The sequence below is a fragment of the Streptococcus sp. F0442 genome (assembly GCF_000314795.2).
In the GTDB taxonomy this organism is placed as follows: Bacteria; Bacillota; Bacilli; order Lactobacillales; family Streptococcaceae; genus Streptococcus.
In genome coordinates this window covers 659,655-682,624 of sequence record NZ_KB373314.1, presented here as the reverse complement: position 1 = coordinate 682,624, position 22,970 = coordinate 659,655, and the positions used below count along the sequence as shown (strand labels likewise).

Sequence of the window (22,970 nt, the reverse complement as noted above, 5' to 3'; positions counted from 1 at the left end):
TTTTAAAACTTTCACCTGAGGGTGGAAGTTTTTCTTCTCTTTGTTATAATGGATGCAAGGAGAAGATCATGACGAAAATTGCTTTGCTTTCAGATATTCATGGAAATACAACAGCTTTAGAAGCTGTTATAAAAGATAGCCAAACAGCCAAGGTGGATGAATATTGGCTCTTGGGAGATAGTTTAATGCCAGGGACAGGCAGACGTGCACTATTGGAGCTGTTAGAGGAGCTTCCTATTACGGTGAAAGTCTTGGGAAACTGGGAAGATAGCCTGTGGCGGGCTATGAAGGGGATGTTGGATGAGACTAGACCGAGTCATCGCTACCTCATGCGCCAGTGTCAATATATTCTCGAAGAAATCACTCCTCAAGAAATCGAAGCCATGCAGAAAATGCCCATGCAGGTGCACCGGGAAATTGCTGGATTGAAAATCGGTATTAGCCACCACTTACCCGATAAGAATTGGGGACGCGAATTGATCCATATCGGGGATCAGAAGGATTTCGATCGCTTGGTGACAAATCCAGCCTGTGATATCGCAGTCTATGGCCACATCCATCAGCAATTTTTCCGTTATGGGACTGGCGGAGAACTAATCCTCAACCCTGGATCGATCGGTCAACCCTTCTTTTTGGAAAAGAATCTTCGCAAGGACCTTCGGGCTATGTATGCCATTCTCGAATTTGATCAAATGGGACTAAAAGATGTCGATTTTAGACGGGTGGACTATGATGTCAACAAAGAACTCCAACTTGCCAAAGATCTCCATCTCCCTTATTATCAAGTGTATTACGAAAGTTTGATCAATGGGATTCATCATACCCACAATCATGAGCTGCTTCATGAAATTGAGCGGAGAGAAGGCCATGATCGAGAGATTAATGCTTGGTTAGAGGAATTCTTTCAATAGTGTAACTATTGACATTACAACGCAAAAGTGTATAATAGGGATAATGAGTATCATCTATTGAAAAATATCCAGTAGAAGATACCTTCCAAACAGGTAGAAAGGAGTGGAGATATGCAAATTTCAAGTCGTTTTACCATTGGAACCCATGTACTAGTGATGATTGCCCTAAAAGGGGACTGTACCAAGGTGACTAGTGATATGATTGCTGGCAGTGTTGGGGTGAACCCGGTCATTATTCGGAAGACCTTATCCCAATTAAAAAAGGCAGGTTTAATCCATGTGGCGCGTGGAACAGGTGGGGCTGAAATGGCCAAAGAATTGGAAGCCATTAGTTTGTTAGATATCTATCTGGCTGTTGAATGCCTGGGGAAGACCGGTCAATTATTTGGCTTCCATGAGCATCCAAATCCAGCTTGTCCGATTGGAAATAGCATCCATGGCGTTCTAGATGGGAAGCTCGAAGAGATTCAATTGGCCATGGAAAAGGAAATGGCTCAGACCAGCCTTAAAGAAGTGGTGGAGCAAACCAAGAAGCAGATGGAGCTAGCAACCGTTTCTTGATTTGAGTCTGTGAGAAACTCGATGTAAAAAAGCCGTTCAGTTTAGACTGAAAGGCTTTTTGTGTTCATGGAGTAAAATATTAACCATCCTTCTAGCTTTACTTCACTAAGGCTACGAAGCTGACTAGAATACAGGTTACTGCAAAAATCCATGTCCAGTATCGATTAGGAATGAACATGAAGGAAGAACGATCGCGCAAAGCTATGCGTTGCCCGGTTTCCTCATCAATCATATACCGAACTTGATCGGAAACAAATTTCTTTGTCAGTAAATAATTGATACCAGCTGAAAAGATTCCCATCATACATCCAAGTATGATACTATCAGCTCTATTTCTCACATTAAGATGAAGAGCCATAAAAATAATATTGGTTAGTGCCCCGCCCAGCATAAAAGCAAGGGGAACGAGCAAGCCTTTACCACGCCAAACAATCATACAACAATCTCCTTATTTTCTAACTTAATCAAAATACAGCAAGTCTTTGCTGGTTTCGGTAAAGAGGCCAAAGCCATCTTTTGTCACATAGCCACAGTCTTCAATTCGAACCCCGACTTTTCCAGGGATGTAGATCCCCGGTTCGACTGAGAAGCACATTCCTTCTTCGATGACCAGGTCATTTCCTTCCATGATAGAAGGGAATTCATGCACATCCATTCCAATGCCGTGTCCGAGGCGATGGTTGAAGTATTCGCCGTAACCTGCTTTTTCAATGACACTCCGGGCAGCACGGTCTACTTCATGCGCTGTTACACCTGGTTTGATCATATCTAAAGCAGCCTGTTGAGCTTCTAAAGTCAAGTGGTAGATTTCTTTTTTGAAATCATCTGGTTTCCCAACAGCAACAGTACGAGTCATATCAGACGCATAACCATTCACCATACAGCCAAGGTCAAAGAGCAAGAGAGCATCGTTTTCGACTTTGTTGCTTCCAGGAATTCCGTGTGGGTTAGCTGCATTATTTCCAGTCAAGACCATCGTTTCAAAGCTCATTTCATAGCCCAAGCGTTTGATGCCAAAGTCGATTTCTGCAACGATATCAGTTTCTGTTTTATCCAGTGAGATGGCGTCAAAACCCATATTGACAGCCTTATCTGCGTATTGACCAGCCACCAACATCTTTTGGATCTCATCAGCAGATTTGATCAAGCGCATGCGGTTAATCCGTGGTGTTAAGTTAGTAAATTCGGCTTTTTCAAAGACAGTGCGCAAACCATTGTACTTGGTCAGAATCAAGTTATCATATTCAAGTGCAACAGTTTTGGCATCTGGTTTAGCGATAGCCCCTTTAATCTTTTCCCAAGGGTTTTCAGAATCCACATAGCCAACCACTTGGAAATCGACAACTGCAGTCGCCCGTTCCACTTCAAGTGCAGGAACGAAGAGAAGGGGTTCGTGGTCTGTATAGACGAACAAGAAGAGTTGGCGTTCGTGGGGATCACTGTAAAATCCAGTCAGGTAATTGATGGTGACAGGATCGGATACAACAGCGACATCTGTTTTTTCAGTTTCAAGAAAATCGACGATTTGATCTAATTTAGACATAATGCTACCTTCTTTCTATGGATCTATTTTGTCAAATTTTCCCTAAAAAAGCAAGAGTTTACAAAATTTTACCAAAATGCTTGAAAGTGTTTACAATACATGATAAAATAGGATTAATTAGAGAGTGAAAACGAAATTTTCAATAATGAAAGGAAATCTTATGAATACAGACGATACAGTTACAATTTATGATGTCGCCCGTGAAGCAGGGGTTTCAATGGCAACCGTTAGTCGTGTAGTGAATGGAAATAAAAACGTTAAAGAAAATACGCGGAAGAAAGTTTTGGAAGTGATCGAACGCTTGGATTACCGTCCAAACGCTGTTGCGCGTGGTCTTGCTAGCAAGAAAACAACTACAGTAGGGGTTGTTATTCCAAACATCACCAACAGCTATTTCTCTACCTTGGCTAAAGGGATTGATGACATTGCTGAAATGTACAAATACAACATTGTCCTTGCTAATAGCGATGAAGATGATGACAAAGAAGTTTCAGTTGTGAACAACCTCTTTTCTAAACAAGTAGATGGGATCATTTTCATGGGCTATCATTTGACAGAAAAGATTCGTTCAGAGTTTTCACGCTCACGTACACCAGTGGTCCTTGCTGGAACTGTGGATGTTGAGCACCAATTACCAAGTGTCAATATCGACTACAAGCAAGCAACAGTGGATGCTGTTACAGAGTTAGCAAAACACAACAAGAAAATTGCTTTTGTAAGTGGTCCATTGGTGGATGATATCAATGGTAAAATTCGTTTGTCAGGCTATAAAGAAGCCCTGAAAGCGAAAAAATTGAGCTATAGCGAAGGACTTGTGTTTGAATCCAAATACCGTTACCATGAAGGCTACAATTTGGCAGAACGCATCATTGCATCCAAAGCAACAGCGGCCTTTGTAACTGGGGATGAATTGGCTGCAGGTCTCTTGAACGGCTTGTCTGATAAAGGTGTTAAGGTGCCAGAGGACTTCGAAATCATTACCAGCGATGATTCACAAGTAACCCGTTATACACGTCCAAACCTATCGACGATTGGGCAACCGCTGTATGACCTTGGTGCGATCAGCATGCGCATGTTGACCAAGATCATGCACAAAGAAGAGTTGGAAGAACGGGAAGTGCTTTTGTCCCATACGATCAACCAACGTGGAACGACCAAAAAATAAGAATTGAGTAGACTAGAGTCTCGAATGGAGAAGACGTGTCTACTAGTCTGAGAGGTTAGAACAGAGCTGTTCTGGCCTCTTTTTTATACTATCAACAGGTAGAAACTTGAAGGGCACTCTTTATTTCGGTATAATAGGGGGTATGAAAGTTTTACTGTATTTAGAAGGAAAATCCGTATTACAAAAATCAGGAATTGGTCGAGCTTTGCAGCACCAAATGCATGCGCTGGATTTGGCTGGAATTCCGCATACGACAGATATTTTAGGGGATTATGATGTGGTCCATATTAATACCTATGGCCCTCGGAGTTTCCTTTTGCTCCATGCAGCAAAACGTCGTGGAAAGAAAGTCATCATGCATGGCCATTCAACCCGTGAGGATTTTGAAAATTCCTTTATCGGGTCTAACTTTTTTGCGCCCTTGTTTGGGAAATATTTGGCTCACATGTACCAAAAGGCGGACTATGTCATCACGCCTTCTGAGTATTCCAAACACTTGATTCAGTCCTATGGAGTGACAACACCGATTATTGCGGTCTCCAATGGAATAGATTTGGAAAAATACAAGAAGGATCCGAAAAAAGAAGAAGTCTTTCGCAAGCATTTTAATATCCAAGAAGGCCAAAAGGTGGTTATCTGTGCAGGGCTTTATTTCAGGCGCAAAGGAATCGAAGATTTCGTAGAAGTAGCTCGTCGCATGCCAGATGTGCGCTTTATTTGGCTAGGTTCTATCAACAAATGGATTATCCCGCGCAAGATCCGCCGCCTAGTGGAAAAGGATCATCCTAGCAATGTGGAATTCCCTGGCTATTTCAAGGGAGCGGTCTTCCAAGGAGCTATGACGGGAGCTGACGCCTTCTTCTTCCCATCTTATGAAGAAACCGAAGGAATCGTTGTTTTGGAAGCTTTGGCTAGCCATCAGCACACCGTCCTGCGAGATATTCCTGTCTACAATGGCTGGATTGACGAGACCTCATCTGAATTGTGCCACAATGTGGATGAATTTGTGGATTCCTTGAACAAGGTCCTAAATGGACAAGTGGACAAGCGGGAGGCCGGCTACAAGGTCGCTGAAAGTCGTTCGATCGACATAGTGGCTCATCAATTGGTTGAGGCCTATCAAACAGTTTTGGAGATGTAAGATGCGTGTAGGTTTATTCACAGATACCTATTTCCCACAAGTTTCGGGAGTGGCGACCAGTATTCGGACGCTCAAAACAGAATTAGAAAAATTGGGTCATACAGTTTTTATCTTTACGACAACAGATAAAGATGTGAACCGCTATGAGGATTGGCAGATCATTCGGATTCCGAGTGTGCCCTTCTTTGCCTTTAAGGACCGTCGGGTCGCTTATCGAGGCTTCTCAAAGGCGCTTGCCATTGCCAAGCAATACCAGTTGGATATTATCCACACCCAGACAGAGTTTTCACTAGGCCTTTTGGGAGTTTGGATTGGACGCGAGTTGCGGATTCCAGTCATTCACACCTACCATACCCAATATGAGGACTATGTCCGCTATATAGCGAGAGGTATGGTCATTCGTCCAAGTATGGTCAAATACATTGTGAGAAGCTATATGAATGATCTGGACGGAGTGATCTGCCCAAGCGAGATCGTTTATGACTTGCTCCAGAAATACAAGGTAAAGGCAGAAAAACGTATTATTCCTACAGGGATTGATTTGGCCAAATTTGACCGACCAGAAATTACTCCGACAGAGACAGATGCTCTTCGTGAGAAATATGAGGTGACAGAAGATGAAACATTGTTATTGAGTCTTTCACGGGTCTCTTATGAAAAGAATATCCAAGCGGTTATTGCGGCTCTTCCGGATGTCCTCCAGGTCAATTCTAAAGTTAAGTTGATCGTGGCTGGAGATGGTCCTTATCTGGATGATTTGAAAAAACAAGCAACCAAGCTTGGTGTATCAGATGCGATCATCTTCACAGGTATGATCCAACCAAATGAGACCGCTCTCTACTATAAGGCGGCTGACTTCTTTATTTCAGCTTCAACGAGTGAGACGCAAGGGCTGACCTATTTAGAGAGCATTGCTAGCGGTACGCCGATCATTGCTCATGGGAATCCTTATCTTGATCATGTGATTGATGACCCCATGTTTGGGAAGCTCTTTTATGAGGAGAGCGATCTAGCCCAAGCAATTCTTGAAGCGATTGAAGAGATGCCTGCAATCGATGAGGATAAGTGGGCAGAAAAGATTGATGATATTTCTGCAGCAACCTTCGGCCGTCGAGTCTATGAATTTTATCTGGATAAAATCATCTCTAAAGACTTTTCGAATGACTTGAACCCAGAGCAAAGTCGGGTTAAGCGGATGTCCAAGACCATTGTGAAAATTCCGACCAAGGTCATTGCTCTTCCGGTTAATGGATCGGTCAAGATAATGAAGGCTTCGGTCAAACAGGTGAAGAAAATCCGTAAAATTACGCATTTCTTTGATTGAAAAAGAAACTTTCTCTTGCAAAATTTTTCAATCGTGCTATAATAACTGACAGAGACATATCAAATCTAGGAAATCTGATAGAGAGCGCGTGGAGCTGGAAATCGCGTAGAGGATAGGTTTGGGACTACTCGAGATACTTTTATGCAAACATAAAACGGTGGCTACGTTAGAGCCAATCAGAGGTGTCCCTCTTTTTTGAGGAACATAAATGAAGGTGGAACCACGTTGCGACGTCCTTTTTGGATGTCGCAATTTTTTTGTGAGGAGACTAACTATGGAGTTGCAAGAATTAGTGGAGCGCAGTTGGGCAATCCGACAAGCTTATCATGATCTGGAAGTTAAGCATCATGATTCCAAGTGGACGGTAGAAGAAGACCTCTTGGCTTTATCAAATGATATTGGAAATTTCCAACGATTAGTGATGACCAAGCAAGGACGCTACTATGATGAAACACCTTACACACTGGAACATAAACTTTCAGAAAATATCTGGTGGCTAGTAGAACTTTCTCAACGTTTGGAGATAGACATCCTGACGGAAATGGAAAACTTCCTCTCTGATAAAGAAAAGCAGTTGAACATTCATACTAGGAAGTAGTCTGCTAATAAAAAGTCAATGCATAGAAACTATGAAATATAAAAAAGGAGAATATTATGATTAACATTACTTTCCCAGATGGCGCTGTTCGTGAATTCGAATCTGGCGTTACAACTTTTGACATTGCTCAATCCATTAGCAATTCCCTAGCTAAAAAAGCTCTTGCTGGTAAATTCAACGGCAAATTGATTGACACAACTCGTGCTATCACTGAAGACGGAAGCATTGAAATCGTGACACCAGATCACGAAGATGCTCTTCCAATCTTGCGTCACTCAGCAGCTCATTTGTTCGCTCAGGCTGCTCGTCGCCTCTTCCCAGACATTCACTTGGGTGTTGGTCCAGCTATCGAAGATGGCTTCTACTACGATACAGACAACCAAGCGGGTCAAATCTCGAACGAAGACCTTCCTCGTATCGAAGAAGAAATGAAGAAAATCGTTAAAGAAAACTTCCCATCAATACGTGAAGAAGTGACTAAAGACGAGGCGCGTGAAATCTTCAAGAACGACCCATATAAATTGGAGTTGATCGAAGAGCACTCAGAAGACGAGGGTGGCTTGACCATCTACCGTCAAGGTGAGTATGTAGACCTTTGCCGTGGACCTCACGTCCCTTCAACTGGTCGTATCCAAATCTTCCACCTTCTCCATGTAGCTGGTGCCTACTGGCGCGGAAATAGTGACAACGCTATGATGCAACGGATCTATGGTACAGCTTGGTTCGACAAGAAAGACTTGAAAAACTACCTTCAAATGCGTGAAGAAGCCAAAGAACGTGACCACCGTAAACTTGGGAAAGAGCTTGATTTGTTCATGATTTCTCAAGAAGTTGGTCAAGGTCTACCATTCTGGTTGCCAAATGGGGCAACTATCCGTCGTGAGTTAGAACGCTACATCGTAGACAAGGAGTTGGCTTCTGGCTACCAACACGTTTACACTCCACCACTTGCTTCTGTAGAGCTTTACAAGACTTCTGGTCACTGGGATCACTACCAAGAGGACATGTTCCCAACTATGGACATGGGAGACGGGGAAGAATTCGTCCTTCGCCCAATGAACTGCCCACACCACATTCAAGTCTTTAAACACCATGTTCACTCATACCGTGAATTGCCAATCCGTATCGCTGAAATCGGAATGATGCACCGCTATGAGAAATCTGGTGCCCTGACAGGTCTTCAACGTGTACGTGAAATGTCTCTTAATGACGGTCACCTCTTTGTGACTCCAGAACAAATCCAAGAAGAATTCCAACGTGCCCTTCAGTTGATTATCGATGTATACGGAGACTTCAACCTAAACGAGTACCGTTTCCGCCTCTCTCTTCGTGACCCTCAAGATACTCATAAGTACTTTGATAATGATGAAATGTGGGAAAATGCCCAAACCATGCTCCGTGCAGCCCTTGATGAAATGGGCGTGGACTACTTTGAAGCTGAAGGGGAAGCTGCCTTCTACGGACCCAAATTGGATATCCAGGTTAAGACTGCCCTTGGAAAAGAAGAAACCCTTTCTACTATCCAGCTTGACTTCTTGCTTCCAGAACGCTTTGACCTTAAATACATCGGAGCTGATGGTGAAGAACATCGCCCAGTTATGATCCACCGTGGGGTTATCTCAACTATGGAACGCTTCACAGCGATCTTGATTGAAAACTACAAGGGTGCCTTCCCAACATGGCTTGCACCACATCAAGTAACCCTCATCCCAGTATCTAACGAGAAACACGTTGACTACGCTTGGGAAGTAGCTAAGAAGCTCCGTGACCGTGGTGTCCGTGCTGATGTGGATGAACGTAATGAGAAAATGCAATTCAAAATCCGTGCATCACAAACTAGCAAGATTCCTTACCAATTAATCGTTGGTGACAAGGAAATGGAAGATGGAACTGTCAACGTTCGTCGCTATGGACAAAAAGAAACAAACACTGTGTCAGTAGATGAGTTTGTAGCAGCTATCCTAGCTGATATCGCCAACAAATCTCGTGTTGAGAAATAAAACGATCACAGTCTGAGAAATATTTTTTAGTAAGAAAAAGCAACAACTATTTCAGTTGTTGCTTTTTCTATTTTGTTTAACCTGAGCTAGTAGTGATCGGTCAAACCACTACAAATAGTATCCTCATTAACAATCCTTTTTATCCATTAACTTTTGGATATAGGATATCTTCCCAAGATTTGCTTCCATGAGTTAGATAAGTTGACTATCCTCAGTCCTTGTCTGCTTCATTTTCTTTTACGAGATCGTTTTGTGAATCTTTTTCAGAGAGTTTTTGATCGATATACTTGTCAATATTTTCGTAAAATTCCTTGGTCGTCTCACTATCTAATTTTGTCGAATTATGGACTTGATTGACTTTCAATTGAACAGATTGAATACCGTAAGAGGCTTGTTTTTGGCGAATGGTTTCTAATTTTTCTTCTGAAATCGGATCTCCAACAACCGTCAAGACCAATTCATTATTCCTTGACTTGTAGACTTGATTAATGACCGTATGATTGGCGAACTCTTTTCCTACAAACTGTTTGATCCCTTCTTTTCGCGCTTGATCCATCGTCAGAGTGACTGCTGAATAGCTGGCTGGAAGGACCAATAATACAATCAAGGATATCAACCCAATTTTCATTTTAATGTTTAGCTCATTAAATGAACTTAAGGGAGATTGTCTCATCATAATTCTTGTTCCAACAATATTGATTAGCATGATAAAGACACAGTTGATCAAGAAAAGATAGAGAGCTCCAAATAAAAATCGTACATTTCCATTAGCTAAACCATAACCTGCAGTACAGATAGGTGGCATTAGAGCAGTTGCAATGGCTACTCCTGGCACGATATTGTTTGCTTCTTTTTTCCTTGAACCAATGACACCTGCTATCCCACCCGCAATAGCAATGAGAACATCCCAAATGGTTGGAGAGGTTCGTGCAATCAATTCGCTACTTGCATAAGATAAGGGAGAAATCCAGAAATATAGAGTCGAGACAAGCAAACTGACCAATACTTGAGTAAATAAAACCCCTAGAGATTGCTTGATTAAACGCGTATCAAAAATAGCTAAACCAAACCCAAGTCCAATAATCGGTGTCATAAGAGGGGAAATCAGCATGGCTCCAATAATGACAGCTGTTGAATTCATATTTAGACCTATAGAGGCAATAAAAATCGAACACATCAAAATCACTGTATCTCTTAATCGAACATGAAGGTCATCATATAGTTTCTCGCGGAATTCACGTGTTGAATAGTTTCCGGACATTGGTTACTCCTTTTATTTCATATAATCTTGTTTCTGCATGGATGATGGTAGAGAGATTTCTGTCCAAACTGACATATTTTTAATGCTCACTTATAATTCTTTTGAACATTATCTTTTAAATATCCATCAGTCCATCCTGCATATTATATCAAAAATTTTACAGTCAGTCTTTGAAGAAATCAATTAATTCAAAAGATAGAGAAAGGAAGAAATTTTTGTATCCTTATCCGAAGAAGAAAAACGATATCTCCTCTGAAAGTAGATACCGTTTTAATGTTTAAACATGATGAGTTTGTAGCAGCAATCCTAGCTGATATCGCCAACAAATCACGTGTTGAGAAATAATGAAAAAATAAAAAGATTGAGGATAAAACAATCTAAAAAACCTTCCTTAGGTGAGTAAGAATGTCAGCGAACTTCTATGAAGTTCCAAAACTCCCGAGTGAGGATGGAACAAAAGTCCTAGCCTCTCAATTGTCTTTGGATTATCGAGCAAGACGCAGTGGTTGAGTGGGCTCTACTAGGCTGATTTCATCAGCTTTTACAGCCCTACTCAACTGTGCGGAGGTGGGACGACGAAATCGAATTCTAACGAATTACCGATTTCTGTCCCACTCTCATTTTTCTCACGACGGAAAGTTTTTAATAAATGATTCATTCCTTCTAGCAAGTAGGAAATTAACTTTTTTTAGAATCACTCAAGTGATTTTATCTTCTACATATCATTCGTTTTTTCTGAGACTGAGATTTTAACTTCTCGGTCTTTTTTACCCTTTCTTATTGGAAAGTTCAGCAATTGAGGCTCCACATTTCTTCATAAGTTTGATATAATAAGAGGATAGAGATTGATTAGGAAAAGAAGCATTAGAAACAGGTATGTAAGATGAAAAAAATATTAGTCGTTGATGATGAAAAACCAATTTCAGATATTATCAAATTTAACATGGCAAAAGAGGGCTATGAAGTCTTGACAGCCTTTGATGGCCGGGAAGCTTTGGAAGTCTTTTCGGCTGAGAATCCGGATATTATTATTCTAGATTTGATGTTGCCAGAGATTGATGGCTTGGAAGTGGCGCGTACCATTCGGAAGACCAGTAATGTGCCCATCATTGTCCTTTCTGCCAAAGATACAGAATTTGATAAGGTCATCGGTCTTGAAATTGGGGCAGATGACTATGTGACTAAGCCATTCTCTAATCGAGAATTGCAAGCACGTGTGAAGGCCTTGTTGCGTCGTTCCGAGTTTGCGGCGGATCCTCAGCTTGAAAATGAGGCCGATACGGAGATTGTAATTGGAGATCTCCACATTCTCCCAGATGCTTTCTTGGTTCAAAAAGGCAATAAAGAATTGGATTTGACCCATCGTGAGTTTGAGTTGCTCTATCACCTTGCGACCCATGTGGGTCAGGTTATGACTCGTGAGCACCTTCTGGAAACAGTATGGGGCTATGATTACTTTGGAGATGTTCGGACAGTGGATGTGACGGTTCGTCGTTTGCGTGAAAAAATTGAAGACACACCGGGACGTCCGGAATATATCTTGACCCGCCGTGGTGTCGGGTATTATATGAGAAACAATGATTGATCTAATAAAACATTTTGTCATGTCGTCGAACTTTGTCTTTGTTCTGATTACGGTTGGGTTTATCATTGTGGTGGCCTTACTTCTTCTAGAGAACCGTAGGGACAATATCAAGCTCAGACAACTAAACACGAAAATTAAGGATCTGATTGCTGGGGTTTACTCTGAAGTGGTCGACATGCAAGGAAGCCCCGAGCTGACCGATATGACCAATAGTATCAATGATCTGTCCGAGGTTATTCGTCTGACGCATGAAAACCTGGAGCAGGAAACCAAGCGGCTGACCAGTATTCTAGCCTATATGACAGATGGAGTGCTTGCGACCAATAGACGGGGTCAGATCATCATGGTCAATGAAATGGCAGCCAAGCAATTGAATGTCAATCCGGACGAGGTTCTCAATACCAGTATTCTTGATTTGCTCTCGATCGGAGACGACTATGATCTGCGGAAGTTGATTACGGAAGTACCAGAGTTGACGATTGACTCTCAGGATGAAAATGGGGAATACATTAGTCTTCGAGTGCGCTTTGCCTTGATCCGTCGCGAATCTGGCTTTATCTCTGGATTGGTAGCTGTCTTGCACGATACGACAGAGCAGGAAAAGGAAGAGCGGGAACGCCGTCTCTTTGTCTCTAATGTGAGTCATGAATTGCGGACACCCTTGACCAGTGTAAAATCCTATCTGGAGGCCTTGGACGATGGTGCTTTGTCAGAGCCGGTAGCACCAGACTTTGTCAAGGTTTCGCTCAATGAAACCAACCGGATGATGCGTATGGTCACAGATCTGTTGAGTTTGTCACGAATCGATAATGAAACTAGTCAGTTGGACATTGAGTTGACCAACTTTACAGCTTTTATTACCTTTATTTTAAACCGGTTTGATAAGATCAAGAGCCAATCGCAAGAAGGTTCCAAGAAGTATGAACTGATCCGTGAATATCCAATCACCCCTATTTGGGTTGAAATTGATACGGATAAAATGACCCAGGTAATCGACAATATCTTGAACAATGCCATCAAATACTCACCCGATGGTGGGAAAATCAAGGTAGGGATGAAAACAACAGATGCCCAGTTGATTATCTCCATCTCAGATGAGGGCTTGGGAATTCCCAAGAAAGACTTGCCACGGATTTTTGATCGCTTTTACCGAGTAGATAAGGCGCGTAGCCGTTCCCAAGGTGGGACAGGTCTGGGCTTAGCCATTGCTAAGGAGATCATTAAGCAGCACAAAGGCTTTATTTGGGCCAAGAGTGAATATGGTAAGGGATCTACCTTTACCATTGTCTTGCCGTACGATAAAGATGCGATTAAAGACGACTGGGATACAGAAGAGGAAGAATAAGGAGTCAATGACAGAAAAGGGATTTAAGTACAGTATTTTAGCTTCAGGATCTAGTGGAAATTCTTTCTACCTTGAGACACCAAAGAAAAAACTGCTCATCGATGCAGGGCTCTCAGGGAAAAAGATTACGGGGCTATTGGCTGAAATTGATCGCAAACCAGAAGATTTAGATGCCATTCTGATTACGCACGAACACTCAGACCATATTCATGGTGTGGGTGTTTTAGCGCGGAAATATGGCATGGATCTTTATGCTAATGAAGCCACTTGGAAGGCTATGGAAGGGACCAAGTATCTAGGAAAGGTCGATGATGCTCAAAAGCATATCTTTGAAATGGGGAAGACCAAGACATTTGGAGATATCGATATCGAAAGTTTTGGGGTCAGTCACGATGCTGCAGCCCCTCAATTTTATCGCTTTATGAAGGATGGCAAAAGCTTTGTCATGCTAACGGATACGGGCTATGTGAGCGATCGCTTAGCAGGTATCGTCGCGGATGCGGATGGCTATCTGATTGAGTCCAACCATGATGTAGAGATTCTTCGAGCAGGTTCGTATGCTTGGCGTTTGAAGCAACGGATCTTGTCTGACCTAGGCCACCTTTCTAACGAAGATGGTGCAGATGCCATGATCCGAACCTTGGGAAATCGTACCAAGAAGATTTATCTGGGCCATTTGTCAAAAGAGAACAATATCAAAGAATTGGCCCATATGACCATGGAAAATCAACTGGCTCGAGCAGATCTAGCAGTCGGTCATGATTTTGAGGTGCTGGATACGTCACCAGACACAGCGACCCCTTTGACGAAGATATAAGATGGAAAACCACCTGCGGGTGGTTTTTTGATAGCTGTTGAAAATCCCTTCATCTAGTGATGAATTTGCTCTTTACCTTAAATTCGTGTATGATAAGAAAGAGCGAATTCTGAATGAGAGTCACGTTTTGTACAATCAAAGAAGAGGAGAAATGAAAAATGAAAAAGATGATGTTATTACTGGCAAGTTTAGTTGCTTTAACAGCTTGTAGTCAGTCTAAGCAAGATACGAAAGAGTCAACCTCCACTCAAATGGCGAAGGAAACAAAAGTATCAGAGTCTTCAAAAAAAGAAAAAGAATTGAAATTTGTGGTGGCCCCTCAATATGAAGGAAAGACGTCTGATCTTATTGAGTTAGGGAAGAAATTGGTTAAAGACCATCCTGAAGTTGGTAGCGAGGGGAATATGGCGCTCTACTTCACGGGAGTTATTTCTGAAGGAAGAGCAGCGCTCATGTTGGTCAATAAGACAGATGTAAATATCAAGAAAGATTTAAATTTTTCAATTACGTGGTCTTATGATGGTAAGACTATTTTTAAGAATCAAAAGGTTAGCTATTTCATCAAAGATAGTGGAGAATTACCCTCTCATACAGCGACTCTGATATTATTACCATTGAACGAGGAGCAAATGGCGATTGTCGATGGAATGTCAGACCCCTCTAAGATGACACTTCAAATGTCAGATGTGAACGCTGTAGAGTGATTACGAAAAAAGAAACATACAAAGGAGAAGAAAATGCGCCTTGTTTATCTTACGATTGGTTTTATATCATTGGGACTAGGAATTATTGGGATTCCTTTGCCTATTTTACCGACAACCCCCTTTTTACTCTTATCTATGGCTTGCTTTGCCAAAAGTTCCAAACGCTTTGAAACTTGGCTTTACCAAACCAAGCTTTATCAAATCTATGTAGCGGATTATCGAGAGACCAAATCGATTGCCAAAGAACGGAAAAAATGGATCCTTCTTCAGATCTACATTCTGATGGGCATTTCCATCTATCTGGCACCGATTATTTGGGTGAAGCTTGCTTTAGGGGCTTTGACGATTTTTATCACCTTTTATCTCTTAAAAGTGATCCCCAATAAGCCGGAAAATCAAACAGACGAAGATCCTGAGTAAAAATGGAGAATTCAGGCCCTTGAACTAGGAAAAGAAGTGCGTTCGTGCTTCTTTTTTGGTATACTTAAAGGTATGAATTTATTAGAAAGTAGGCTTCCTATGGAGAAATTACAAGCCCTGTTATCGGAACGGTTTCAGATCGTTTTTTCAGATAGCAGTTTATTAGATACAGCTTTTACACACACGTCTTATGCCAATGAGCACCGCCTCTTAAAAATTTCACATAACGAACGTTTGGAATTTTTAGGAGACGCTGTTCTTCAATTAGTTATTTCCGAATATTTGTATAAGGAACACCCAAACAGACCTGAGGGAGATTTGTCTAAATTCCGTTCCATGATTGTCCGTGAAGAAAGTCTGGCTGGTTTTTCTCGGGATTGCCAATTTGACCGTTATATTAAACTAGGCAAAGGCGAAGAAAAATCAGGCGGTCGGGACCGCGATACGATTCTTGGCGATTTGTTTGAAGCCTTTTTAGGTGCCTTGCTCTTAGATCAAGGTGTGGAAGCGGTCAAGCGCTTTGTCTATCAGGTTATGATTCCCAAGGTGGAAACGGGTCAATTTTCTCAAGTTATTGACTACAAGACCCGTTTGCAAGAACTGTTGCAGGTTCATGGGGATGTGGAGATCCAGTACCAAGTGGTCAGCGAGTCCGGCCCTGCTCATGCAAAGGAGTTTGAAGTGGAAGTGTTCGTGAACGGCAAAACCCTAGGGCACGGTCATGGTCGCTCCAAGAAATTAGCGGAACAAGAAGCAGCCCGCAATGCAGTTGAAACGAGGAACGATGGGCCATGTATCTAAAAGAGATTGAAATCCAAGGCTTTAAATCCTTTGCGGATAAGACAAAAGTCGTGTTTGACAAAGGAGTCACTGCTGTTGTAGGGCCTAATGGATCTGGAAAATCAAATATCACGGAGAGCTTGCGCTGGGCCTTAGGAGAATCCAGTGTCAAGAGTCTACGTGGGGGCAAGATGCCCGATGTCATCTTTGCAGGGACAGAATCGCGTAAACCGCTAAATTATGCTTGTGTAACGGTTGTCTTGGATAACCAGGATGGTTTTATCCAACAAGCGGGGAAAGAAATTCGGGTCGAACGCCATATTTATCGCTCGGGAGACAGCGAGTACAAGATCGATGGTAAGAAAGTACGTCTCAGAGATGTGCATGATTTGTTCATGGATACGGGATTGGGACGGGATTCCTTCTCTATTATCTCTCAAGGTCGGGTAGAGGAGATCTTTAACTCCAAACCGGAAGAACGCAGGGCTATCTTTGAAGAAGCTGCTGGTGTCTTGAAATTTAAGACGCGGCGCAAGGAAACGGAGACCAAACTCAACCAAACCCAGGAGAATTTGGACCGTCTGGAAGACATCCTCTATGAATTAGAAGGACAGATCCAACCTCTTGAAAAGCAAGCGACGGTTGCTCGCCGTTTCTTGGAATTAGATCAAGAACGCCAGGTTCTCTTACTGGACGTTTTGGTCGCTCAAGTAGATCTGACAAAGGATCTCTATGAAAAGGCTAACCAAGAAGAAAAAGCCATTCAAGAACAGTTGGCCTCTTATTACCAACGTCGTCAGATTTTAGAAGAAGATAACCTCCGTATTAAGAAAGCCCGCCATCAGTTGGATGCGAGCTTGGCTGAAGATCAGGCCAGTTTGCTAGAGGTCACTCGTTTGATTAGTGATTTAGAAAAGCAAATCGAAGTCGCTAAGTTGCAATCGAGTCAAGCAGCCCATAGTCGCAAGGAAAATCTAGAGCGACTGGATGCTGTTTTGGCCCGTCTGGAAGAAGCGAAAAAAGAGCTGGCTGAAAAACAAGAGACGCTAGCAACTCTTCAACAAAATCTGACAGAGAACCGTCAGCAACAAGAAGAGTTGGAAAAAGAATTAGCTAACTATGAAGAAGATCCGGAACAAGTCATTGAGCATCTACGTGAGCAGTATGTGGAGCTCTTACAGACAGAAGCTGAAAAATCTAATGAGCGGACTGCTATTGAGAGCCGGATCCAAGCACTCCTGCAAGAATCTAGTCATCGTCAAGAGGACTTGATCAAGGCGCAATCCAATTTTGAAGCTGCCAAGGAAAAAGAAGTTCGACAATTGGAAGAGTTGGATCAGGCACAAGCGACGGTCAAAGCCCTATTAGCAGAATACCAAGATCAATTGGTAAAAGTGGAGCAAGCCAAAGCTGCCTACCAAGAGGCTCAAACGGCCATGTTTGACTTGATGGATGAGAGCAAAAACAAACGGGCGCGGATCAATAGCTTGGAAGCCATTCAGAAGAACCATAGTAACTTCTATGCAGGCGTCAAGAGCGTCTTACAAGAAGCAGAACGTCTAGGAGGCATCTGTGGGGCTGTTAGTGAGAATTTGAGCTTCTCAAAAGACTACCAGACAGCGCTTGAAATTGCTCTGGGGGCTAGTAGCCAACAGATCATTGTCGAGGATGAAAAGGCGGCAACGCGAGCGATTGACTTCTTGAAACGCAATCGCTTGGGACGGGCAACTTTCCTCCCGCTAACGACGATCAAAGCCCGTCAACTTTCTCCGCGGAATCTGGAGCTGATTCAAACCAGTGCAGGATTTTTAGGCATTGCGAGTGACTTGGTAACCTATGAGAATCGTTTTGAACAGATTTTCCAAAACTTGCTTGGAGTAACGGCCATCTTTGACACGACGGAGCATGCGCGTGAGGCGGCTCGTACAGTCAACTATCAAGTTCGGATCGTGACCCTAGATGGGACCGAATTGCGGACGGGTGGCTCTTACGCCGGTGGTGCCAATCGTTCCCAAAATACGGTCTTTGTCAAACCAGAATTGGACAGTTTAAAACAGGAAATGCAAGCTCTGGATACTCGTTTGAGAGAAGCAGAGCAAGAGGTAGAGACCAAGGACAATCTGCTTAAGCAAGCGCAAGAATACTTGGCCTCTATTCAAAGCCAGGGTGAGCAAGCGCGTCTGGAGCAACAGAGGGCCCAATTGGCTTACCAACAAAGCCAAGAACAACTGCAAGAAATTCAGGAACTCTTGGAAGCTTTGAAGTCAGAATTGGCAACAGATGCGACTCAAACTCTCCAAGAAGAGCTGGAGTCCCTTACTGAGCAATTGGCAGAAATTGAGCTTCATAAAGAAAACTTGAACCGCGACATTGAAACCATGAAGTCGGACAAAGATGTTCTGCAACAAAAGGTACAAAACCTGCAAGAGCAATTGGCAGAATTGCGACTCCAACAGACGGAATATAAGAGCCAACAAAGCTACGAACAAACAGATGCTCGTCGCTTGGAAGAAACGATCTCCCAGTTGGAAGTAGAAGAGCATCAGTTGCAATTACTGATTGAACAAGGCGATGCCCAAGTTCAGACAGTGGATGTGGAGCAGCTATCCAATCAATTGACACAAGCGCAAGCCAAGAAGACAGATTTGGAACAAGGAGTTATTCGGAAACGTTTTGAGCTGGATGATTTGGAAGGCCAGGCCGAAGATGTGGCAGAACAGATGGAACAAGCGCGCAAGAAAAACGAAGAGTGGATTCGCCAACAAGCCAAGGCTGAAGCAACACGTGAAAAGCATGCGGATCGCTTGAACAAGCTCTTAACGCAAATTACCGATGAATTCATGCAAAGCTTTGACCAAGCCAAAGAACAGGCCAAACCGGTTGAAAATCTTGCGGCAGCTGAAAACCAGCTCAAGAGCATCGAAAAAGACATTAAGGCACTTGGTCCAGTCAATGTGGATGCGATTGAGCAATACGATGAAGTGAAGGGACGCTTTGATTTCCTTTCTAGCCAGCGTGAGGATGTCTTGGCTGCGAAAAACATGCTTCTGTCGACCATCAACGATATGAATGACGAAGTCAAGGAACGCTTTAAATCAACCTTTGAAGCCATTCGTGAATCCTTTAAAGTCACTTTCCGTCAAATGTTTGGTGGGGGTTCTGCTGATTTGATTCTGACAGAGCAGGATCTTCTGACAGCTGGTGTTGAGATTTCTGTGCAGCCACCTGGTAAAAAGATCCAATCCTTAAACCTCATGAGTGGTGGAGAAAAGGCCTTGTCTGCCTTGGCCCTCTTGTTCTCGATTATTCGTGTCAAGACCATTCCATTTGTCATTCTGGATGAGGTAGAGGCAGCCCTGGATGAAGCCAATGTCAAGCGTTTTGGAGACTACCTCAACCGCTTTGATAAGGAAAGCCAATTTATCGTCGTGACGCACCGGAAGGGAACCATGTCAGCTGCAGATTCTATCTATGGGGTGACTATGCAGGAATCTGGGGTTTCTAAAATCGTCTCAGTAAAATTGAAAGACTTAGAAAATGAAGAATAATGATATTAAATTGATTGCTACGGACATGGATGGAACCTTTCTAAATGACCAACATCAGTACGATCAAGAACGATTAGGCAAGGTATTAGCCAGCTGCAAAGAAAAAGGCATTTATTTTGCTGCTGCGAGTGGCCGTGCCCTCCTTTCTCTCAAATCCCTCTTTAAAGGATTTGAGGACCAAATGATTTTCATTGCTGAAAATGGTAGTGTGGTAGAATTTCATGGAGAAGATCTCTACGAAGCGACCATGTCCAAAGACTTTTATTTGGGTGTTTTTGAAGCTCTAAAATCTTCCCCTTATGCAGACCCCAATAAATTGCTTTTGACAGGGAAAAAAGGGAGCTATGTCCTAGAAACAGTGGATCCTGACTATCTTGCCTTGAGTCAACACTATAATGAAAATATTCAAAAAGTGAAGAGTTTAGTCGATATTCAAGATGAAATCTTCAAAATGACCACCAACTTCGATGCAGCTCTTGTTCTTGAAGGAGAGCAATGGGTCACTGAGAATGTCCCAGGTGTCAAAGCGATGACGACAGGCTTTGAATCGATTGATATTGTCCTCGATTATGTCGATAAGGGAGTGGCGATTACTGCCTTAGCGGATAAACTAGGGATCACGATGGATCAGGTGATGGCTTTTGGGGATAACCTAAATGACCTCCATATGATGCAAGTCGTGGGCCATCCTGTAGCGCCAGAAAATGCACGTCCTGAAATCTTAGCGATTGCTGAAACAGTCATCGGCCACCATGAGACGGGTTCTGTCCTACGCTATATGGAGGAAATCCTATGAGTCAGATTGCCTTGATTGCGCTGGATTTAGATGGGACCCTTCTCAATTCTGAAAAAAAGATCTCTCCTCGCAATAGAGCAGCCCTTTCTGCTGCACAGGCCAAAGGTGTCAAGGTGGTTCTAACCACTGGTCGCCCCTTGAAAGCTATGGATTTTCTTTTGGAAGAATTGGGAACAGCAGGCCTCAAAGAAGAGTATACAATTACTTTCAACGGTGGCTTGGTGCAGAGAAATAATGGAGAGATCCTCTCAAAAGTTGTCTTGGCAGCAGAAGATGTTGCAACCATTCATGATGAAACAGCTCGTCTCGGCCTTCCGCTGGATGCGATCAGTGAGGGAACGGTTTATGAGATTCATTCAGAGCGAAAGTCTCTCTATTCCCTTTACAATCCCTACCTGAACTTTATTGATACAGATTTTAAAGACCTGCCATCTACGTTATCCTACAACAAGTGTGTGACAGCCGTTGATCAAGACTTTTTAGATACGGTGATCAAGCAGATCAGGCCGGACTTATTTCAAGACTATGAAATTTTTAAATCTAGGGAAATGTTGTTGGAATGGTGCCCCAAAAATGTTCATAAGGCAACGGGCTTAGAGGCACTGGCTTCTATTTTGGGTCTTGAGGCAGATCAAGTCATGGCCTGTGGAGATGAAGCCAATGACCTGTCAATGATCCAGTGGGCTGGACTAGGGGTTGCTATGGGTAATGCGGTCCCGGCAGTGAAAGAGGTGGCGGCACTTGTTGCACCCGTGACCAATGACCAAGATGCTGTCGCATGGGCGATTGAAAATTATGTGTTAAAGGAGAGTGAATAAATGGGATTATTTGATCGATTATTTGGAAAGAAAGAAGAAGCTGAAAAAGTGCTTCCGTCTTCTGAAGAAGTGACGGAAAGTAATGAGGTTGAAGAAACTGTCAAAGAGGAGCCAGTGGCTACCTTAAATGACAAGGAAGAGCAAAAAATCGCTGATATGGAGGCTTATTACCAAGAGCTCAAAGCGCGAATTGCAGCTACTCATCAGGTCACTCAAGAAGAGCCATCAGAGGAGCCTCTTGTTGAAGAAATTGGAACTTCAGAGACTTATGAAGACCAAGCACCTGTAGAGGAGTCTCCGGTTGTCTTTGAACCTGCTCAAACACAAGAAACTCCTGAAGAAGCTTCACCTGTAGCTGATGAAACGGAAACTGAGCCTCTTGAAGAAGTGAAATCTGAAGCGGAAGAAACTGAACATGTTGAAGAAGCAGATGAGATTGATGTTATAAAACTGGAAGAAGAGTCACCATCACCTGACGCTGAGCCAGTAGAAGTGAGCACGACAGAAGTGAAGGTTCCAGAACCGGAAGCATCAGAAGCGATCGCTCAAGTAGAGGAAACTTCAGAAGTAGCGGAAGCCGAGTCCAGACTTCCTGAAGGAGAAGCTGCATCAGCCGTTGAGGAAAGAATTGTTGAAGAGGCAGAGGAGCCGATTCAAGACGAGGTCGCACCTCAGCAAGAAACTATTCAGGAAAAATATGATCGTAGCTTGAAAAAGACACGGACTGGATTTGGCGCACGTCTCAATGCCTTCTTTGCGAATTTCCGTTCAGTCGATGAAGAATTCTTTGAAGAATTGGAAGAACTCTTGATCATGAGTGACGTTGGGGTTCAAGTTGCCTCTAATTTAACCGAAGAGTTGCGCTATGAGGCCCGTTTGGAAAATGCTAAAAAACCAGATGCTCTCAAGCGCGTGATTATCGAAAAATTGGTAGACTTGTATGAAAAGGATGGCCAATTTAATGAAGCCATTCGTTTTCAAGATGGCCTCACGGTTATGCTCTTTGTCGGAGTAAATGGAGTTGGTAAAACAACCTCTATCGGGAAGTTAGCCCACCGATACAAACAAGAAGGCAAGAAAGTCATGTTGGTTGCAGCAGATACCTTCCGTGCAGGAGCAGTGGCTCAACTGGCAGAATGGGGGCGCCGAGTAGATGTTCCAGTTGTGACAGGTCCTGAAAAATCAGATCCTGCTAGTGTCGTCTTCGATGGAATGGAACGCGCGATTGCTGAAAATATCGATGTTCTGATGATTGATACGGCAGGTCGTCTGCAAAACAAGGATAACCTCATGGCCGAGCTTGAAAAAATCGGCCGGATTATCAAGCGAGTGGTGCCTGATGCACCGCATGAAACCTTGCTGGCTCTTGATGCTTCAACTGGTCAAAATGCCTTGGTGCAAGCCAAAGAGTTTTCAAAAATTACGCCTGTGACAGGGATTGTCTTGACCAAGATCGATGGAACGGCTCGAGGTGGGGTTGTTCTTGCGATCCGTGAAGAATTGGACATCCCGGTGAAGTTGATTGGATTTGGAGAAAAGATTGATGACATCGGACCATTCCATTCAGAAAACTTCATGAGAGGTCTCTTGGAAGGCTTGATTTAAAGTCGAATAGAAAAAGACAAAGTCATATTAAAAACTTTCCTTAGGTGA

General features: G+C 43.0%; 20 protein-coding genes. 17 read left to right on the top strand and 3 right to left on the bottom strand.

What is annotated here, in order from left to right; all coding sequences use genetic code 11:
• Positions 1-68 precede the first annotated feature (68 nt).
• Both HMPREF9186_RS03420 and HMPREF9186_RS03415 read left to right on the top strand, forming a co-directional pair.
• Positions 69-911: a metallophosphoesterase family protein gene (locus HMPREF9186_RS03420; RefSeq protein ID WP_009731429.1), complete on the top strand. Its 843-nt coding sequence runs from the start codon at positions 69-71 to the stop codon at positions 909-911.
• 111 nt (positions 912-1,022) lie between these two features.
• The gene (locus HMPREF9186_RS03415; protein WP_009731428.1) at positions 1,023-1,472 is read left to right on the top strand and encodes an Rrf2 family transcriptional regulator; all 450 of its coding nucleotides are present in this window, start codon (positions 1,023-1,025) and stop codon (positions 1,470-1,472) included.
• Positions 1,473-1,569: 97 nt separating this feature from the next.
• Here HMPREF9186_RS03415 and HMPREF9186_RS03410 read toward each other — a convergent pair whose 3' ends face one another.
• Positions 1,570-1,908 (bottom strand): hypothetical protein, encoded by a 339-nt coding sequence (locus HMPREF9186_RS03410; RefSeq protein WP_009731427.1) that lies wholly within the window; start codon positions 1,906-1,908, stop codon positions 1,570-1,572.
• A gap of 24 nt (positions 1,909-1,932) precedes the next feature.
• On the bottom strand, positions 1,933-3,015 hold the full coding sequence (locus tag HMPREF9186_RS03405; RefSeq protein WP_009731426.1) for a M24 family metallopeptidase: 1,083 nt from the start codon (positions 3,013-3,015) through the stop codon (positions 1,933-1,935).
• Between the two features lie 160 nt (positions 3,016-3,175).
• On the opposite strand from HMPREF9186_RS03405, the gene ccpA reads away from it, so the two are divergent.
• From ccpA to thrS, 5 genes are all read left to right on the top strand, one after another.
• A complete protein-coding gene (ccpA, locus tag HMPREF9186_RS03400) occupies positions 3,176-4,180 on the top strand; it encodes a catabolite control protein A (RefSeq protein WP_009731425.1) in 1,005 nt (334 codons plus the stop codon).
• A gap of 142 nt (positions 4,181-4,322) precedes the next feature.
• Positions 4,323-5,321: a glycosyltransferase family 4 protein gene (locus tag HMPREF9186_RS03395; protein WP_009731424.1), complete on the top strand. Its 999-nt coding sequence runs from the start codon at positions 4,323-4,325 to the stop codon at positions 5,319-5,321.
• 1 nt (position 5,322) lies between these two features.
• Entirely contained in the window at positions 5,323-6,645 is a 1,323-nt protein-coding gene (locus tag HMPREF9186_RS03390) for a glycosyltransferase family 4 protein (RefSeq protein WP_009731423.1), read from the top strand.
• 274 nt (positions 6,646-6,919) lie between these two features.
• The gene (locus HMPREF9186_RS03385; protein WP_009731422.1) at positions 6,920-7,243 is read left to right on the top strand and encodes a hypothetical protein; all 324 of its coding nucleotides are present in this window, start codon (positions 6,920-6,922) and stop codon (positions 7,241-7,243) included.
• A 56-nt stretch (positions 7,244-7,299) separates the two neighbouring features.
• On the top strand, positions 7,300-9,243 hold the full coding sequence (thrS, locus tag HMPREF9186_RS03380) for a threonine--tRNA ligase (RefSeq protein WP_009731421.1): 1,944 nt from the start codon (positions 7,300-7,302) through the stop codon (positions 9,241-9,243).
• Between the two features lie 211 nt (positions 9,244-9,454).
• Here the strand turns inward: thrS and HMPREF9186_RS03375 are convergent, their stop codons facing one another.
• A complete protein-coding gene (locus HMPREF9186_RS03375; protein WP_009731420.1) occupies positions 9,455-10,504 on the bottom strand; it encodes a DUF389 domain-containing protein in 1,050 nt (349 codons plus the stop codon).
• 883 nt (positions 10,505-11,387) lie between these two features.
• On the opposite strand from HMPREF9186_RS03375, the gene yycF reads away from it, so the two are divergent.
• From yycF to ftsY, 10 genes are all read left to right on the top strand, one after another.
• On the top strand, positions 11,388-12,089 hold the full coding sequence (gene yycF, locus HMPREF9186_RS03370) for a response regulator YycF (RefSeq protein ID WP_009731419.1): 702 nt from the start codon (positions 11,388-11,390) through the stop codon (positions 12,087-12,089).
• Positions 12,082-13,434, top strand: coding sequence for a cell wall metabolism sensor histidine kinase VicK (vicK, locus tag HMPREF9186_RS03365; RefSeq protein WP_009731418.1), 1,353 nt, complete (start codon positions 12,082-12,084; stop codon positions 13,432-13,434). Before yycF ends, vicK begins: the two co-directional genes overlap by 8 nt.
• A 7-nt stretch (positions 13,435-13,441) precedes the next feature.
• Positions 13,442-14,251: an MBL fold metallo-hydrolase gene (locus HMPREF9186_RS03360; protein ID WP_003015609.1), complete on the top strand. Its 810-nt coding sequence runs from the start codon at positions 13,442-13,444 to the stop codon at positions 14,249-14,251.
• A gap of 158 nt (positions 14,252-14,409) precedes the next feature.
• A complete protein-coding gene (locus tag HMPREF9186_RS03355) occupies positions 14,410-14,955 on the top strand; it encodes a hypothetical protein (protein WP_009731417.1) in 546 nt (181 codons plus the stop codon).
• 33 nt (positions 14,956-14,988) lie between these two features.
• Positions 14,989-15,375, top strand: a complete 387-nt coding sequence (locus tag HMPREF9186_RS03350) for a YbaN family protein (RefSeq protein ID WP_009731416.1) — start codon at positions 14,989-14,991, stop codon at positions 15,373-15,375.
• A 99-nt stretch (positions 15,376-15,474) separates the two neighbouring features.
• Entirely contained in the window at positions 15,475-16,176 is a 702-nt protein-coding gene (gene rnc, locus HMPREF9186_RS03345) for a ribonuclease III (RefSeq protein WP_009731415.1), read from the top strand.
• The gene (gene smc / locus HMPREF9186_RS03340; RefSeq protein ID WP_009731414.1) at positions 16,167-19,703 is read left to right on the top strand and encodes a chromosome segregation protein SMC; all 3,537 of its coding nucleotides are present in this window, start codon (positions 16,167-16,169) and stop codon (positions 19,701-19,703) included. The genes rnc and smc overlap by 10 nt, the downstream gene beginning before the upstream one ends.
• Positions 19,693-20,499, top strand: a complete 807-nt coding sequence (locus tag HMPREF9186_RS03335; protein WP_009731413.1) for a Cof-type HAD-IIB family hydrolase — start codon at positions 19,693-19,695, stop codon at positions 20,497-20,499. Before smc ends, HMPREF9186_RS03335 begins: the two co-directional genes overlap by 11 nt.
• Positions 20,496-21,317: a Cof-type HAD-IIB family hydrolase gene (locus tag HMPREF9186_RS03330; RefSeq protein ID WP_009731412.1), complete on the top strand. Its 822-nt coding sequence runs from the start codon at positions 20,496-20,498 to the stop codon at positions 21,315-21,317. Before HMPREF9186_RS03335 ends, HMPREF9186_RS03330 begins: the two co-directional genes overlap by 4 nt.
• Positions 21,318-22,922: a signal recognition particle-docking protein FtsY gene (gene ftsY / locus HMPREF9186_RS03325; protein ID WP_009731411.1), complete on the top strand. Its 1,605-nt coding sequence runs from the start codon at positions 21,318-21,320 to the stop codon at positions 22,920-22,922.
• Positions 22,923-22,970: the final 48 nt, after the last annotated feature.